At 69.1% G+C, this 15536-nt stretch carries 11 protein-coding genes; 7 read left to right on the forward strand and 4 right to left on the reverse strand.

Annotation, left to right across the window (positions count from 1 at the left end; genetic code table 11):
- Positions 1-66: 66 nt before the first annotated feature.
- Complete coding sequence (locus AC3WP6_RS12875) at positions 67-1608, reverse strand: OmpP1/FadL family transporter (RefSeq protein WP_492628092.1); 1542 nt, start codon at positions 1606-1608, stop codon at positions 67-69.
- 189 nt (positions 1609-1797) lie between these two features.
- Here AC3WP6_RS12875 and AC3WP6_RS12880 point away from each other — a divergent pair, with 189 nt between their 5' ends.
- Both AC3WP6_RS12880 and AC3WP6_RS12885 read left to right on the forward strand, forming a co-directional pair.
- Positions 1798-2064 carry a YcgL domain-containing protein gene (locus tag AC3WP6_RS12880; protein WP_492628093.1) on the forward strand — a complete coding sequence of 89 codons (267 nt, stop codon included), beginning with the start codon at positions 1798-1800 and terminating at the stop codon, positions 2062-2064.
- 65 nt (positions 2065-2129) lie between these two features.
- Positions 2130-5582 carry an ankyrin repeat domain-containing protein gene (locus AC3WP6_RS12885; protein ID WP_492628094.1) on the forward strand — a complete coding sequence of 1151 codons (3453 nt, stop codon included), beginning with the start codon at positions 2130-2132 and terminating at the stop codon, positions 5580-5582.
- A gap of 162 nt (positions 5583-5744) precedes the next feature.
- On the opposite strand, the gene AC3WP6_RS12890 is transcribed toward AC3WP6_RS12885, so the two are convergent.
- Complete coding sequence (locus tag AC3WP6_RS12890; protein ID WP_492628095.1) at positions 5745-7562, reverse strand: monovalent cation:proton antiporter-2 (CPA2) family protein; 1818 nt, start codon at positions 7560-7562, stop codon at positions 5745-5747.
- A gap of 92 nt (positions 7563-7654) precedes the next feature.
- On the opposite strand from AC3WP6_RS12890, the gene AC3WP6_RS12895 reads away from it, so the two are divergent.
- Positions 7655-8440 (forward strand): glutaminyl-peptide cyclotransferase, encoded by a 786-nt coding sequence (locus AC3WP6_RS12895; RefSeq protein WP_492628096.1) that lies wholly within the window; start codon positions 7655-7657, stop codon positions 8438-8440.
- Positions 8441-8443: 3 nt separating this feature from the next.
- Here AC3WP6_RS12895 and AC3WP6_RS12900 read toward each other — a convergent pair whose 3' ends face one another.
- A complete protein-coding gene (locus AC3WP6_RS12900) occupies positions 8444-9385 on the reverse strand; it encodes an alpha/beta hydrolase (protein WP_492628097.1) in 942 nt (313 codons plus the stop codon).
- Positions 9386-9484: 99 nt separating this feature from the next.
- A complete protein-coding gene (gene hemB / locus AC3WP6_RS12905) occupies positions 9485-10477 on the reverse strand; it encodes a porphobilinogen synthase (RefSeq protein ID WP_492628098.1) in 993 nt (330 codons plus the stop codon).
- Between the two features lie 147 nt (positions 10478-10624).
- On the opposite strand from hemB, the gene AC3WP6_RS12910 reads away from it, so the two are divergent.
- The 4 genes from AC3WP6_RS12910 (at position 10625) to AC3WP6_RS12925 (ending at position 15384) form a co-directional block, all read left to right on the forward strand.
- The gene (locus tag AC3WP6_RS12910) at positions 10625-12193 is read left to right on the forward strand and encodes a S53 family peptidase (protein ID WP_492628099.1); all 1569 of its coding nucleotides are present in this window, start codon (positions 10625-10627) and stop codon (positions 12191-12193) included.
- Between the two features lie 344 nt (positions 12194-12537).
- The gene (glk, locus tag AC3WP6_RS12915; RefSeq protein ID WP_492628100.1) at positions 12538-13551 is read left to right on the forward strand and encodes a glucokinase; all 1014 of its coding nucleotides are present in this window, start codon (positions 12538-12540) and stop codon (positions 13549-13551) included.
- A 64-nt stretch (positions 13552-13615) separates the two neighbouring features.
- A complete protein-coding gene (locus AC3WP6_RS12920) occupies positions 13616-14299 on the forward strand; it encodes an HAD family hydrolase (protein WP_492628101.1) in 684 nt (227 codons plus the stop codon).
- Between the two features lie 68 nt (positions 14300-14367).
- Positions 14368-15384: a LacI family DNA-binding transcriptional regulator gene (locus AC3WP6_RS12925; protein WP_492628102.1), complete on the forward strand. Its 1017-nt coding sequence runs from the start codon at positions 14368-14370 to the stop codon at positions 15382-15384.
- Positions 15385-15536 lie beyond the last annotated feature (152 nt).

Below are 15536 nucleotides of genomic sequence, written 5' to 3' on the forward strand. Positions count from 1 at the left end.
GGGATGAAAAAAACCTCCCCGCTTGCGCGGGGAGGTTTGGTGGCAAGGGGCCACGATGGGAAAGCGTCAGAGCTTGTATTGCGCCGAGAAGCTGAGCAGGTTGCCGTAGTCGCTGAAGCGGCCGGTCAGCACATCGCCGGTGGCGCTGGTCGCACCGGCGACGCCGGCATGGCTGACGAAGATGTGCGCGTAGGACGCGTTGAGGTTGAAGTGGTCGGTGACCTTGTAGCCGACGCCAAAGGTAACCATGCGGCGCGCCGCATCCGGCACGCGCGGGTCGCGGTTGGTGTTTTTCATCGGCGCCTGGTCAAGCGCAAAGCCGGCGCGCAGGGTCAGTTGGTTGGTGGCGTAGTACTCGCCGCCCACCGAGGCATACCAGGTGTCGCGCCAGCCAAACGGCAGCGTGGTATCAGGCTGCGAAGGGTTGGCGTAGTTCACGGTGAGCTCGCGCATCACGCTCCACTGGGTCCAGGCGAGGTCGGCACCAATGCCGAACTTGTCCTCCTGGTGCCAGTAGCTCAACGTGGCCGTGGCCGGGTTGGTCAGCCGTGCGGTACCGGTGGTGTGCTGGAACGCTGGAATGCTGCCACCAAGCTGCGGGTTGGCCAACAGCAGGTCGTAGCCCGGCGTGGTGGTGAAGTTCGCGGTGCCGTCGATGTCGTGGCTGATGCGCGAACGGTAATCCAACGCAACGCGGTCGTTGGCGGTGGGCTTCCACAACGTGCCGATCTGCCAGCCCCACGCCCAGTTGTCGCCCTTGACCCGGGCCATGCCATCGACGCCGGGCGGCGTGGCTGCGGCAACGCCGGCCTTGGCGGCTTCGGCCGCAGCCGCCCCCGCCTGGGCCTGCGCCACGATCGACTGGATCATCGCCGTACCCTGCGCCACCGAGATCTGACCGGCGGCCATGCCGGCCTCGATCTGGGTGACCGCGGCGGTGGCCTGCGCGGTACCGGCCGCAAGCTGGTCGTTGATGCCGCCGATGATCTTGCCGCCGATGGCGTTGAAGTTGATCGCGTTGGTCAGCTCGGCGCTGGTGCGCTCGGCAATGGCGCTCGCGCCGACGCTCCACTGGTCGTTGATCTTGAACGAGGCCGACAGCGTGGCATCCAGCGATTGCAGTTTGGTCTTGATCGCGTCGTAGCGGCCCATCCAGTTGCTGTCGTACTCGGTCTGGAAGCCGAACGGCGCATCAAACGCGACACCGAGGTTCACGCGGTCGCTGACCTTGGTGGCAAACGCGAAAGCCGGCACCGGCAGCGTGGTGCCGGCATCGCCGCCGTTGCCGCCGCCAATCGGGTGGCCGAAAGCATCGCGTGAGGTGCCCTTGAACTTGGCGCTGAAGTTGATGGCGGTGACATCGGCCTGGAAGTAAGTGCCGTCCAACTCGCTCATCGCGGCCGGGTTGTTGGCCACGACGGACACGTCGTTGCCGGCGGTGACCGAACCGGCGTAGGCCCGGCCCAACCCCTGCGCACTGTTTTCCTTGAGCTGGAACGCGCTGGCGTTGGCGGCGTTCGGCACCAGGGCGCCCGCAATGGCCAGGCTGAGCGCAGCCAGCGCCAGCGGGCGGGCGACGTTCGGAAGGGAACGGAATGACTTGGACATCACAGGCTCCTGAAATGCATGACAGTTGACTCGCACGGCGTTACCAAAACGAACAATTTTCATACACACGTTTAACATACGTGCCCGCACTGTGCCTTTTTGACCGTGTGCTTGCAAGTGCCCGTGCAGCAAGCTCGCTGCACCGTGCCATCCCGTCACGGCCCATCCCGTCGCTACCGGATGTCGCCCATGCAATGTTTCGTCTACGCGAGCCGGCGCAAGCCGGATACCTACGTTTGGCTGTCGCGTCGCGACGGTTTCGAGTTGCTGCCGAAAACCCTGCACGACATGCTCGGCGAGCTGCGCTTTGCACTGGAAGTGGCACTCGACGCCGAACGCCGACTGCCGCGCGACGACGCCGGGCAAATCCTTTCGCACCTGACCGAACGCGGCTGGCATCTGCAATTGCCGGTCGAGGAAGCAGCCGCCATCGGCGGCGCCACGTCGACGCACTGACCGCCGCGATGACGGGTTAACACGAGGTTACCGTCCCGTTTGGCGACGATTCCTATACTGTGCCGATGACTCAACCGAAATTACGTCGACGCCCGCCGCTGCTGCCCTCCCTCGCGTGGTTCCTGCCCGGTTGGGCCATGGTCGCGTTGGCTGGCGTGGTGGCACATCCGCTCACTCTGATCCCGTTGCTGCTCGCCAACACCCTGGTGATGGCGGCGGTATGCCACGCCATCGGCTTCGACCCCGAGTTCAGTTTCAGGCGCACCGTGCTTCGCCGCGGTACGGCGCATCTGGTGATGTTCACGCTGTACGCGGTGATCGTGTTTGCCCTGGTCGCCTGGCCGATGCTGGCGCTGAACCAGTCGCACAGCCTCTCCGCCACGCTGGCGCTGGTCGCCACGCTGGTGCTGGCGCTGGCCGCGCTGTGGCGCCCGTGGCCGGCGTTCGGCCTGGTTTACGTCTGGGATGATGCCTATCCCGCGCGGCACGACGGTTCGTGGATCTTCACCGCCACGTTGCGCAGCCTGATGTTTGGCCGCTATCTCGCCCGCGAGGAGCGTTTCTTCAGCCACTTCCTGCCGGCCGCGCTGGCGTTGCTGGTGCTGACCTGGAGCGCGATCGCGCTCAGCGGCCTGTACGGCATGCTGCCGCCCGAAATCCGCACCGCACTGCTGGCGGTGTACGGCTTGCTGGTGCTGCCGCTGGGCTGCCTGGTGCTGGCCAACCGCACGCTGCACGCCATGTTGTGCGCGCAGCGCGACCGCCAGCGGCCACGCACGGCCGAAGCCGCCAATCCGTCTGTCCCCTCGCCGATCCCCGACCTGCCGCCACCGCCGCTGACCGCGGCCGAAAGCACCGCCGGCACCGCCGAGCAGGCCACCGCACTGCTTGCCGCCACGCGCGAAGGTGATATCGAGCGGGCGCTGGCGCTGGTTGAAGCCGGCGCCGATCCAGCCACCACACCACCCGCCAGCGACCGCGACCAGCGCCCCGTGCTGATGCTCGCTGCCCTGCTGCCGGACCCCCGCCTCTTGCGCGCGCTGATCGCCCACGGCGCCGACGTCAACCAGGCCAGCGGCGGGTTGACGCCACTGCTCGCGGCCACGCGCGACAGCTGGCATGGCCGCGCCGATGCGGTGATGACGTTGCTCGCCAACGGTGCCAACCCGCTGGTGACCGACCTCGACCAGCGCACCGCGCTGCACGGCGCGGTACTGAGCGAGGAGCCGATCGTGGCGGCGATGCTGCTCGACGCCGGCACGCCGATCAACGCCCTCGACCAGTCCGGCGCCAGTGCGCTCAGCATCGCGTGTGCGGCCGCCAACTGGCCGCTGGTGAAGTTTCTGCTCGAACGCGGCGCCAAGCCGGCGCCGGCCGGCGGCACCCCGGCGCTGGTCGCCGCCGCCGGCATCACCGACGACGACGTCGCCGGCGTGCAACTTTTGCTGAAACACCGCGTCGCCATCAACGCGGTGGACGCCGGCCACCGCAGCGCGCTGATCGCCGCCGCCGCCGAGGGCCACGAGCTGATCGCCCGCACGTTGTGTGCCGCCGGCGCCGATATCACGCTCGCCGACCGCAACGGCAGCACCGCCCTGATGGAAGCCGCGCGCGCCGGTGCAGTCGGCATCGTGCAGCGGCTGGCCGAGGCGCAGCCAGACGCCCGCGTGCGCGACCGCCATGGGCGCGACGCGCTCACGCTTGCCTGCCAGTCGTCGCGCGCCCACGCGGACACCGTGCGCGCGTTGCTGGCGCTCGGCGCCGAGCCCAAGGCACCCGGCAGCGACGGCCGCAGCGCGCTGGATTACGCCGCCGCCGCCGGCCGCTGGGATCTCGTTGCGCTGCTCGATCCGGATACCCCGCTGCCCACCAGCCTCGGCGCAGGCACGCTGGCGCCCGGCGCCGACACGCCGACCCACCTGCTTGATGCCCTGCGCTTTGGCAACTGGACGGTGGTGGCCGGTTTTGGCGAGCGCGCACCGACGTGGCCACAGGCGCAGCTCGCCCAGCTCTACCTGGAACTGGCCCAGCCGGAGCAACGCCAGGCGCGCCATTGGCTCCTGGCGCACGGCCTCGACCCGGAGGCGCGCCTGCTCGCCCAGCAGGCGGACGAAGCTGGCGATGGCGAGACCCACTGGCAGCCGCTTGGCCGGCGGCTGTTCGACGCACTGCTGCTGCAGTTGCCTGCGGCGGCCGATGCCGTCACCGAATTGCTGCAGGCCGGCGCGACACCCGCCGGCGCCGGCCTGCTCGCCCAGGCCGTGCAGCGCCTTGGCAGCACGCCGGACGCGCGCCTGCCACTGGCCCTGCTGGACGCCGGTGCTGACCCGTTTGGCACCGACCAGCGCGAGCGCACGCCGCTGCAACTCGCCGCGGCCTACGGCCAGAGTGAACTGGTCAAAGCCTTGCTCGCCCGCGGCTGCAACCCCGACGCCCGCGACCGCGACGGCCGCACGCCGCTGTTCGCCGCGCTTGAGCAGGGCGCTGCCGCGCTGCCGCTGGTCCGCGCGCTGATTGCCGCCGGCGCCGACGCCGAAGCTGCCGACGCCAACGGCGAGACGCCGCTCGGCCTCGCCTTTGAGCACCCGCAGATCGAGCACTGGCTGGATTGGGGCGCGTGGGCGCGTCCGCACCGCCCGCTGCGCGCCGACGACCTGCCGACCGCGGCGCGCGACGGTGCCCTGGCTGCCGTGCAGCGCCTGCTGGAGCTGGATTTCCCGGTGGATGCCGTCGACGCCTTCGGCGCCACCGCGCTGCTGCATGCCTGCGGCGCCGGCCACCGCGACGTGGCCGAAGTGCTGCTCGATGCCGGGGCGAACCCCGAGCACGCAGCTACCAACGGCATGACGCCGCTCGCCTCCGCCGTGGCCGGTCAGCGGGAAACCACCACACACCTGCTGCTCGACCGCGGCGTCAGCGTGGACCAGCGGCTGCCGAACCAGGGCACCGCGCTGATGGTCGCCGCCGCGCTCGGCCACCCGGCGCTGGTCGATGCTCTGCTCACGGCGGGCGCCGACGTCAACGCCACCGACGCGGACGGCCACAGCGCCCTGCACGCCGCCGCGCAATACAGCTTCCGCCACAACGACAGCCTGCGCGCACGCCGGTTGTTCGACACCCTGCTCAGGCATGGCGCCAGCGTCGACCGGGCCGACCACGACGGCAAGACCGCGTTGATGCTGCTGCTGGGTGCCCACATGCACCCGCTGAAGGATTGCGACGCCACCCACCTGGGTGCGCTGGTACCGGTGCTGCTCGAAGCCGGCGCCGACGCCACCCGCGCCGATACACACGGCCTCACCGCCCTGCACGCCTGCGCCATGCACGCGCTGCTCGCACCTGCCCGCGTGCTGCTCTCGCGCGGCGCCGATCGCGCCGCCGTCGACGGCCTCGGGCGCACCGCGGCCGATGTCGCGAACCAGCTCGGCTACATCGACATCGCGCTGGAACTCGGCACGCGCCACGGCAGCCCCATCCCCAGCGTGCGCCAGACCCTGCGCACGCGCGCGGAAGAATAGCGGCCGCCTCGCGCAGAGCCCGTTCACGCTGACGGAAACCCCGAACGCTGGAGGGCACCAAGCCCTCCGACGTCATCGGCGTGGCACACCAATCAGGGCATTCGGTGACCGCGTGTCCGCCCTGGCCACGCAGCGCGGAAGGCCGCGGCAAGCGCCGTTTTTTCACGGGCTCCCGGGTTTGCCAACGGCCGCCGCAGGCACCTCGGCATCGGCTTCGAACAGGCGATCGAGTTCCACCTGTGCCTCGCGGGTGGTTTCCACCAGCTTGGCCTCGTCGTCGTAAACGACGTATTGCGCCTTGAGCAGCTCGGCGTCGTGCACGCGAAAGCGCTCCACCTGGCCGGCGGCATAGGCGGCCGGCAGACCGAGCGCCAGCAGCACCTGTTCGGTGAGTTTCAGGCTGGAATACAGCGTTTCGCGCACCGGCTCGTCCACACCCAAATCCATCAGCCGCCACACATGCTGGCGGTTGCGGGCGCGCGCCAGGATCTTCAGGCCCGGGTACACCCGGTGCACCATGCGCGCCACCTGCAGGCTGGTTTCCGCATCGTCGATCGCCAGCACGAACACCTCGGCCTTGCCGGCGTGCACCGCACGCAGCAAATCGGGGCGGGTGACGTCGCCATAAAAGGTATCGCCCCATTGGCCAAAATGGCGCACGCGATCCATCTGTTCGGCCGAATGGTCGAGCGCGACGAATGGCACGCCCTGCGCGCGCAGCACGCGCGCCACGATCTGCCCCATGCGCCCGTAGCCGGCCACGATCACCCGCGGTGGCTGCACCACGGCCGGGTCGGCGCTGCGCACCGGGGCATCCGCGTGACCGGCACCGAGCAGTCGCGCGGCGCCGATGACCAGCAGCGGCGTCAGCGCCATCGACAGGCTGATCGCCAGCACCAGCAGGTCGCGCTGCGGAACGGTGATGAGGTGGCGCGTCGCCGCTTCGCCCAGCACCACGAATGCGAACTCGCCGCCGCAGGCGAGCAGCGCCGCCAGACGCAGCGCATCGGCGCGCCCGAGCCCGGCCAGGTAACGGCCAAGCGGCCACAGCACCAGGCCCTTCACCACCAGCAGGGCCGCCACCAGGCCGGCGACCACGAGCGGCGCATGCAGCAGCAGCGACACGTCCATCGACATCCCGACGCTGACGAAAAACAGACCGAGCAGCAGCCCCTTGAACGGCTCGATGTGCGACTCGACCTCGTGCCGGTATTCCGAATCAGCCAACAGCACGCCGGCGAGGAACGCGCCGAGCGTGGCCGACATGCCGGTCAGGTCCATCAGCAGCGTCACCCCGGTCACCACCAGCAGCGCAGTGGCGGTGGACACCTCGACCGTGTCGGCCTTGGCCACGAAGCGGAACAACGGCCGCAACAGATAGCGCCCGCCGACCATCACCACGCCAACCACGGCGATCGCACGCAGCGTGCCGGCAAGATCGAAGCCGTGTCCCGCCGTGCTATGCGCCAGCACCGTCACCGCGGCAATCAGCGGGATCGCGGCCAGATCCTGAAACAGCAAAATCGCGAACGCCTGCCGGCCATAGGCGCTGTTCGCCTGCTTGCGCTCGGCCAGGATCTGCAGGCCGAACGCGGTCGACGACAGCGCCAGCCCACCGCCGACGATCACCGCCGCACCGGGCCGCAGGCCGAACGCCCACCAGCCGAGCACACCGATCACGCCGCTGGTGGCCAGCACCTGCAGCAAGCCAGTGCCAAACACCGCCCGCCGCATCACCCACAAGCGCCGCGGCGACAGCCCCAGGCCGATCACGAACAGCATCAGCACCACGCCGAACTCGGACGCAGCCGCCACCCCTCGCGTATCGCCCACCAGTCCCAGCACCTGCGGCCCGATCGCCACGCCGGCCAGCAGATAGCCCAGCACCGAACCGAGCCGGAAGCGCTTGGTGAGCGGCACGGCGATCACCGTGGCCAGCAAGAACACCACCGCAAGCTGGAGAAAATGCTGACTGTCCACGGACGCTCCCGCAACGACGCTGGCCGATTATTCCACGGGCGCGTTCATCGGCGATGCGAACGCGCGTCGCGGCCGCGTGGGATCATCCGCGCATGAAAACCTTCGCCGCACTGTTCGCCTTCGTCCTGTTCGCACCGCTGGCGCCGGTGGCCGCGCACGCCGCCATACCGGTGTACGGCTACCACGTGGTGCACCGCTACCCGCACGACGTGAAGGCATACACCGAAGGCCTGCTGTACCGCGACGGATTCCTTTACGAGAGCACCGGGCAGGTCGGCAGCTCCGGCGTGCGCAAGGTCGAACTCGCGACCGGCAAGGTGCTGCAATCCGCGCCGACGCCATGGCCGGATTACGGCGAGGGCATCGCGAACTGGAAGGATCGGCTGATCCAGCTCACGTGGAAGAACCAGGAGGGTTTCCTCTACCACCTGGCAACGCTTGAGCCCTACGCCAAGTTCGGTTACCCGGGCGAAGGCTGGGCGCTGACCAGCGATGGCCAACGCCTCTACATGAGCGACGGCACGCCGACCATCCGCATCCTCGACCCGGAAACGCTCCGGCAGACCGGCAGCATCGCGGTCACCGTGGCCGGCGAGCCGCTGCGGAACATCAACGAGCTGGAATGGGTGAAGGGCGAGATCTGGGCCAACGTGTGGCTCACCACGCGCATCGCGCGCATCGATCCGGCCAGCGGCAAGGTGGTCGGCTGGATCGAACTGGCCGGGCTGGTGCCGCCCGCCAGCACACTGGCCGACCCGCTCAACAATGTGCTGAACGGCATCGCCTACGACGCCAAACACGACCGCATCTTCGTCACCGGCAAATGCTGGCCGTGGTTGTACGAAATCCGGCTGACCGCCCCCGCACGCAACCACTGACGCCTATTTCGGCAACGCGCCGATCGTGCGCAACCAAGTGGCGGCCAGCGCCGGCCAATGCGTGATCGGCGCCGCGGTGGGGCGCAGGCCGAACGCATGGCCGCCGTGCGCGTAGATGTGCAATTCGGCCGGCACGTGCGCTTTCGCCAACGCGGCGGCATAGACCAGTGACTGGCTGACGCCATCGGTGTGGTCGTCCTCCGCCTGCACCAGGAAGGTGGGCGGGGTGTCGCGCGTCACCGGCACATTGGGATTGAGCTTGCCATCGTCGAATGCCAGGTGTCCGGGGTAGATCGCCAGCACGAAATCCGGGCGGTCGCTTTCGCGGTCGGCGGCATCGACTGGCGGGTAGGACTCGCGCTTGAACTGCGTGCTGGTTTCGGCCGCGAGATAACCGCCAGCCGAAAAGCCGATCACGCCGACGTGGTGCGGGTCGACATGCCACCGTGCGGCATGAAAACGCACGAGGCGGATCGCGCGTTGGGCGTCCTGCAGCGCGGGCTGCGGCAACGCAAAGTCATCGGGGTAGGTCCGGCGGCGCCAGTCATAGGGCGCGCTCGGCACGCGGTACTTCAGCAGCACGCAGGTGATGCCCTGAGAGGTAAGCCAGGCGCAGACCTCGGTGCCTTCGAGGTCGATGGCCAGCACCTGGAAGCCGCCACCCGGGAACACCACGACCGCGGTACCCGTGTTCTTTTCGCCGGGCGCGTAGACCGTCAGCGTGGGCTGGCCGACGTTGCTCACGGCCAGCCACGGGCGGCCGGCGATCAGGTGCTCCGTGCGCAGCGTTGCGGATTCCGGCCCCGGCATCGGCTGCGCATCCGGTGGCGTGCCGGGCCACAGCGGCACCTGCACATGGCCGGCAGCGGGCTGCCACGTTCCGGCATCCACCCGCAGGCTGATGCCGGCCAGCAGCAGAGTCAGCGCCACGATCCACAGCTTCATGGCGCCCCTTCGTCGTCGGACAATGACGGCAGCCAGCATGTCCTGCGCAACGGGCGCTCCGCTGGCACGGCCATGGATTTCCACCGACAGTCGGCGCGCCTATTCCCCGCGCAACCAGCGCGCGGCCTGAATCGCGTAATAGCTGAGGATCGCGTCGGCGCCGGCGCGCTTCATCGCGGTGAGGGCTTCGAGCACCACCGCCTTCTCATCGAGCCAGCCGTTCTGCGACGCGGCTTTCAGCATCGCGTATTCGCCACTCACCTGATACACGAAAGTGGGCACGCCGAAGGTGTCCTTCACCCGGCGCAGCACGTCGAGGTAGGGCAGGCCCGGCTTCACCATCACCATGTCGGCGCCTTCGTCGATGTCCAGCTCGACCTCGTGCAGCGCCTCGTCGGAGTTGCCGATGTCCATCTGGTAGGTGTGCTTGTTGCCCTTGCCGAGGCTGGCGGAGGAACCCACCGCGTCGCGGAACGGGCCGTAGAAGCTCGACGCGTACTTCGCCGAGTAGGCGAGGATGCGGGTGTGGATGTGGCCGGCTTTTTCCAGCGCGTCGCGGATGGTGCCGATGCGGCCGTCCATCATGTCCGAGGGGGCGACGATGTCCATGCCCGCATCGGCCTGCGCCAAGGACATCTTCACCAGCGCCTCCACCGTCGGCTCGTTCATCACGTAGCCGGCGGCGTCGATCAGGCCGTCCTGGCCGTGCGTGGTGTACGGGTCGAGCGCGACGTCGCCGATCAGGCCGAGCTCGGGGTATTTCGCCTTCAGCGCGCGGGTGGCGCGATGCATGAGGTTGTCCGGGTTCCACGCCTCGCGCGCATCCAGCGACTTCACCGCATCGCCTGGCGAGGGAAACAGTGCCAGCGCCGGGATGCCCAGCCGCACGCATTCACCGGCCAGCTTCAGCAGCTCGTCGATCGACAGCCGGCTCACGCCCGGCATCGACGGCACCGGCTCGCGCTGCGCCTGACCCTCGATCACGAACGCCACCATGATGAGGTCGCTCGGCAGCAGCGTGTGCTCGCGCATCAGCGCGCGGGAAAACGCATCGTGGCGCATGCGGCGCATGCGGGTGGCAGGAAAGCTCATGGCGGAATCTCACGTTGCAATTCGCGCATTTTAACGCGGTGCATCGCCGTTCACGGCGACAGCGGTACAACAAAGCGCCAACACCAAACCCACGCGATGCCTACATTGCGCAGTGCACGGTGACCGCGTCCCCTGCGAGGAATCGCCATGAGCATCTCCCCACGCCAAGCCATCCACGCCGATCATCCGCTCCCTGTCGGGGCACGTTACCTTGGCCCGCACAGCACCCACATCCCGTTCGACGTCACCGTGGTGTTGCGCCGCAGGGGGCCAGCACCGGCGCCCGCGGCATGGCCGCAAGCCCCACGCTGGTCACGCGCTGAATTCGGTCTGCACTGCGGCGCCGATCCGGCCGACATCGAGCGCGTGCGCGGCTATGCGCAGGTGCACGGGCTGGTGGAAACCGGCTGCGAACCGCAGCGGCGCGTACTGCATCTGCGCGGTTCGCTGGATGCGATGCAGCGCGCGTTCGGCGTGCAACTGGGCCGCTACCGGCTCCCCGGCGTGCGCCGCTACGTGGTGTGTTGCGATCGCGCGCCCAGCCTGCCGCACAACATCGCGCCAGCCGTGCTCGCGGTGCTGGGGCTGGATCGCCGCCCGGTGGCAAAGCCGCATTTCCGCAAGGCGCGGGCGACGCCGAACCAGACCTACACGCCGCCGCAGGTGGGGCAGCTCTACCGTTTCCCCGCCAATACCGACGGCAGCGGCCAAGGCGTGGCGTTGATCGAGCTCGGCGGCGGTTTCCGCAAGACCGACCTTGCCACGTACTTTGCCGCACTGGGCATCGCCAAGCCGCCCGCGGTGACCGCGGTATCGGTGGCCGGCGGCAAGAATCGTCCCGGTGGCCAGGCCGATGCGGAGGTGATGCTGGACATCGAGATGGTCGGCGCGCTGGCGCCGGGCGCGGCGATCGCGGTGTACTTTGCGCCAAACACCGACCAGGGGTTCTACGAGGCGATCTCGCAGGCCGCGCACGATGCCAAGCGCAAGCCGTCCATCATCTCGATCAGTTGGGGCGGCCCCGAGGACACTTGGAGCGCGTCCGCGCTCACCGCGATGCAAAGTGCACTGGCGGATGCCGCGGCGCTCGGCGTCACGGTGACCGCCGCCGCGGGCGACAGCGGTGCGAGCGACGGCGAGAGCGACGGCCAGCCACATGTGGATTTCCCGTCTTCCAGTCCGTACGCGCTGGCCTGCGGCGGCACCACGCTGAGCGCCAGCGCCAGTGCGATCACCAGCGAGGTGGTGTGGAACGAAACCGCGGCGAATGAAGGCGCCACCGGCGGCGGGGTCAGCACGGACTACGTGCTGCCGAGCTGGCAGCAGGACAGCAAGGTGCCGAAGGCGCCGAACGGTTTCGCCGGCCGCGGCGTACCCGACGTGGCGGGCGATGCCGACCCGCTCACCGGCTATCGGGTGCGGGTGGACGGCCAGGACACGGTGATCGGCGGCACCAGCGCCGTGGCGCCGCTATGGGCCGCCCTGCTGGCGCGCTGCAACCAGTCGCTGGGGCGCGCCGTGGGCAATCCGCACACCGCGTTCTACCAGATCGGCGAAGCGGCCTTCCACGACGTGACCCGCGGCAACAATGGCGCCTATGCCGCCGGCAAAGGCTGGGATGCCTGCACCGGGCTCGGCAGTCCAGACGGCCAAACGCTGCTGGCGGCGCTGGCGGCGCAAGGCAAGTCCACTGCGACCCATCGCCGGCAGGCTTGAGGGGGTCGCGACACGCTGTGCCGTATCCCGCATCGTGTTGCGCCGCGCCCGCATCCCGATGCGGGTCGGGGGAAGCCCGGACGACGCATGCCTTCCCGCCCTTGTGCGGTCGGCAGCGGCTGAAGAGCACGGTGCCGACTGCCCGGGACGGCATGCCGTAGCCCATCCGCGCCACTGACTCTGCCTGCGGCTTTGCCGACGCCGCTGGCCGAGCGTCTGCCGGTGGCATTGCCGGCGTGCATGATCGAGCCGACCGGCTGAAACCGGGCCGCTGCGCGCTGCAGACTGGACGCGCACCCGTGTTGCGATGCATCGTAGGCGTTTCCCCGACCTGCCCACACCCCATGCCCCACGCGACTTCCGCCACCCTGCTTGCCGATCTGGGCGGCACCAATGTGCGTTTTGCAATTGCCGGCCCCAACGTGGCGACGCCGCTGGTGATGGACAGCATCCGCCGTTACCGGGTCACCGAATTCCCCTCGCTCGACGCCGCCGCGCAGCAGTATTTCGCCGATACCGGCGGCAAGGCCACGCAGGCGGTCATCGCCGCCGCCGGGCGCATCGCCGGCGGGGAAACGGTGAAGGTCACCAACAACCCGTGGGCGATCTCGGCCCAGGTGCTGCGCGCCAGGCTCGGCATGACCGCCGTGCAACTGGTCAACGATTTCGCCGCACAAAGCATGTCGGTGCCACTGTTGACGCCGGCGGCGCTGACGCCGGTCGGCCCCGTGCCGGCTCCGCAACTGTGCGTCCCGCGACCGCAGACCTTCGTGGTGATGGGCCCCGGTACCGGGCTCGGCGTGGCTGGCCTGCTGTGGCGCGACGAGCGCTGGATCGTGCTGGAAAGCGAGGGCGGGCATGCCGGTTTCGCCGCGCACACCGCCGAGGACGTGGAGATCCTGCACCGCTTGAACGCGCGTTTCGGCCGGGTATCGAACGAGCGCATGATCTGCGGCAACGGGCTGGTGAATCTCTACCTTGCATTGGCCGACATCGCCGGCCAGCCCGCGGAGGACTACACCCCCCCCGACATCACCGCGCGCGCCGAAGCCGGCAGCGATCCCTTGTGCGTGCGCACGGTGGAAACCCTGGCCGGCATCTTTGGCAGCGTCGCCGGGGATCTGGTGCTCTCGCTCGGCGGCTGGGACGGCGTCTACCTCACCGGCGGCGTGCTGCCGTTCCTCCTGCCGTGGCTGCACCGCGGCGGTTTCCGCGAGCGCTTCGAGGCCAAGGGCCGGTTCCGCGAAACCATGGAGCGCGTGCCCACGCTCGCCATCGTGCACCCCGAACCCGGCCTGCTCGGTGCCGCCGCCATCGCGCTGCGCAATGCAGGCTGCAGTCTGAAACCCGCGGCCTGATCGCTTGCGCGGGCATCACGGCAGCTACGCCACGATGCCCGCCTCACCTTTGCGAGGAACCACCATGCCACGCCGCGACACCGCCTTTTTGTTCGACCTCGACGGCACGCTGGTCGACAGCGTCTACCAGCACGTGCTGGCGTGGAAGGAAGCGCTCGACGCCGAAGGCGTGAACCTGTCGGTGTGGCGCATCCACCGCCGCGTCGGCATGAGCGGCGGCCTGTTCACCCACGTGCTGGCCGGCGAAACCGGGCAGACCATCGACGACGCGCAACGCGCGCGGCTGTACGAGGCGCATGCCGCCGCGTTCAACCGCCTGCACGCGCAGGGCGCGGTGAAACCCCTGCCCGGCGCGCGCGAACTGCTGGCCAAGCTCACCGAGCGCAACATCCCATGGGCGATCGCCACCAGCGGCCAGTTGCGCACCGCCATCCACAACCTCGAAGCGCTCGGCGTCGACCCGGACAAGGTGCCGGTGGTGACCCGCGACGGCGTGCGCCACGCCAAACCCGATCCCGACCTGTTCCTCGCCGCCGCCGCGCGCCTCGGCTTCGACATCCAGCGCGCCCTGGTCGTGGGCGACAGCGTGTGGGACATGCTCGCCGCCCAGCGCGCCCGCGCCCTTGGCATCGGCCTGCTCTCCGGCGGCTACGGCGCCAGCGAGCTCGAACGCGCCGGCGCCTTCCGCGTCTACGAAGACCCGGCCGACCTGCTGCGCCACATCGACGAGGTGGCGTCGCGGGAGTAAGCCGCGCTTGTAACGAAGGGGCGAGCACCGGCATAGTCCCGACACGCAACACGGACACGGGAACCATCATGCGGGTGCGGCTGGAAGATGTGGCGCGGGCGACAGGCGTCTCGCCCAAGACGGTGTCCCGCGTGCTCAACGAGGAGCCGTCGGTCAGCGCCGCCACGCGCCAGCGGGTGCTCGCGGCGATGAAGTCGATGAACTACCGCCCCAGCCCCGCCGCACGCGGTCTGGCTGGCAACCGATCGCTCCTGATCGCGATGCTCTACGACAACAGCAACAACCCCGCCTCGACCTACCTGGCCGAAATCCAGAACGGTGTGCTCGATGCCTGCGAGACAAACCGCTACAGCATGATGGCGTGTCCGCTGCGTATGCTCGGCAAGGACTTCATTCGCCGCCTAGACGCGCTGGTGGTCGACCATCACATCGATGGTGTGGTGCTGACCCCGCCGCTCACTGACGGCCGCAAGCTGCTGGCCCGGCTGCGCGAGCACAAGGTGGCACACGCCAGCATCTGCCCGCTGCACAGCAAAGGTGTGCTGGGCGTCTGTATGGACGAGACCCGCGCGGCGGCGGAGCTGGTTGCCCATCTCGTCGGCCTCGGTCACCGCCGCATCGGTCACATCACCGGCATCGCCAGCCACGGCGCCAGCCGGTGGCGCCGGATCGGCTACGAATCCGCCCTGGCCACCGCCGGACTGGTCGTCGACCCGCAATACATCGTGCCAGGCGAATTCACCTTCGGCTCGGGCGTCGCTGCGGCGCGTCAGTTGTTTGCCCTGCCGCAACGCCCCAGCGCAATCTTTGCCGCCAACGACGACATGGCCGCGGGAGTCATGTGGGCGGCCAATGCGGCCGGCCTTGCCGTACCCCGTGACCTGTCGGTTTGCGGTTTCGACGACACGCCGATGGCCACTCAACTCTGGCCGCCACTCACTACCGTGCATCAGCCCAGCCGCGAAATGGGCCGGATTGCCACCCTGCAGTTGCTCGGGCAGTTGCGCGGCCTCGACCAAGGCCAGCTCGTGCAGGTGCCATATACGCTGCAATTGCGCGGATCGACCGCTGCCGCACCAGGCTGACCCCGCCGCAGGCTGCGTATCTCCTTCGACCCGAACCGCCATCACCATGTCGGCGGCCAAGGCGTGCGCTCCCAATTTTTCACGAATGTCTTGACAGCGCTGACTTGTCTGATAGACATTCGCTGTCATGTCTGCATCCACGCTGCGGCCGG

This window comes from Rhodanobacter sp. FW106-HT46G03 (genome assembly GCF_058789895.1).

Excerpts from the sequence above, each read along its gene's own strand:
- AC3WP6_RS12910 (WP_492628099.1), top strand. The coding sequence starts at position 10,625 with ATGAGCATCTCCCCACGCCAAGCCATCCACGCCGATCATCCGCTCCCT.
- AC3WP6_RS12885 (WP_492628094.1), top strand. The coding sequence starts at position 2,130 with ATGACTCAACCGAAATTACGTCGACGCCCGCCGCTGCTGCCCTCCCTC.
- AC3WP6_RS12900 (WP_492628097.1), bottom strand. The coding sequence starts at position 9,385 with ATGAAGCTGTGGATCGTGGCGCTGACTCTGCTGCTGGCCGGCATCAGC.
- AC3WP6_RS12875 (WP_492628092.1), bottom strand. The coding sequence starts at position 1,608 with ATGTCCAAGTCATTCCGTTCCCTTCCGAACGTCGCCCGCCCGCTGGCG.
- glk (WP_492628100.1), top strand. The coding sequence starts at position 12,538 with ATGCCCCACGCGACTTCCGCCACCCTGCTTGCCGATCTGGGCGGCACC.
- AC3WP6_RS12920 (WP_492628101.1), top strand. The coding sequence starts at position 13,616 with ATGCCACGCCGCGACACCGCCTTTTTGTTCGACCTCGACGGCACGCTG.
- AC3WP6_RS12925 (WP_492628102.1), top strand. The coding sequence starts at position 14,368 with ATGCGGGTGCGGCTGGAAGATGTGGCGCGGGCGACAGGCGTCTCGCCC.
- AC3WP6_RS12880 (WP_492628093.1), top strand. The coding sequence starts at position 1,798 with ATGCAATGTTTCGTCTACGCGAGCCGGCGCAAGCCGGATACCTACGTT.
- AC3WP6_RS12895 (WP_492628096.1), top strand. The coding sequence starts at position 7,655 with ATGAAAACCTTCGCCGCACTGTTCGCCTTCGTCCTGTTCGCACCGCTG.
- hemB (WP_492628098.1), bottom strand. The coding sequence starts at position 10,477 with ATGAGCTTTCCTGCCACCCGCATGCGCCGCATGCGCCACGATGCGTTT.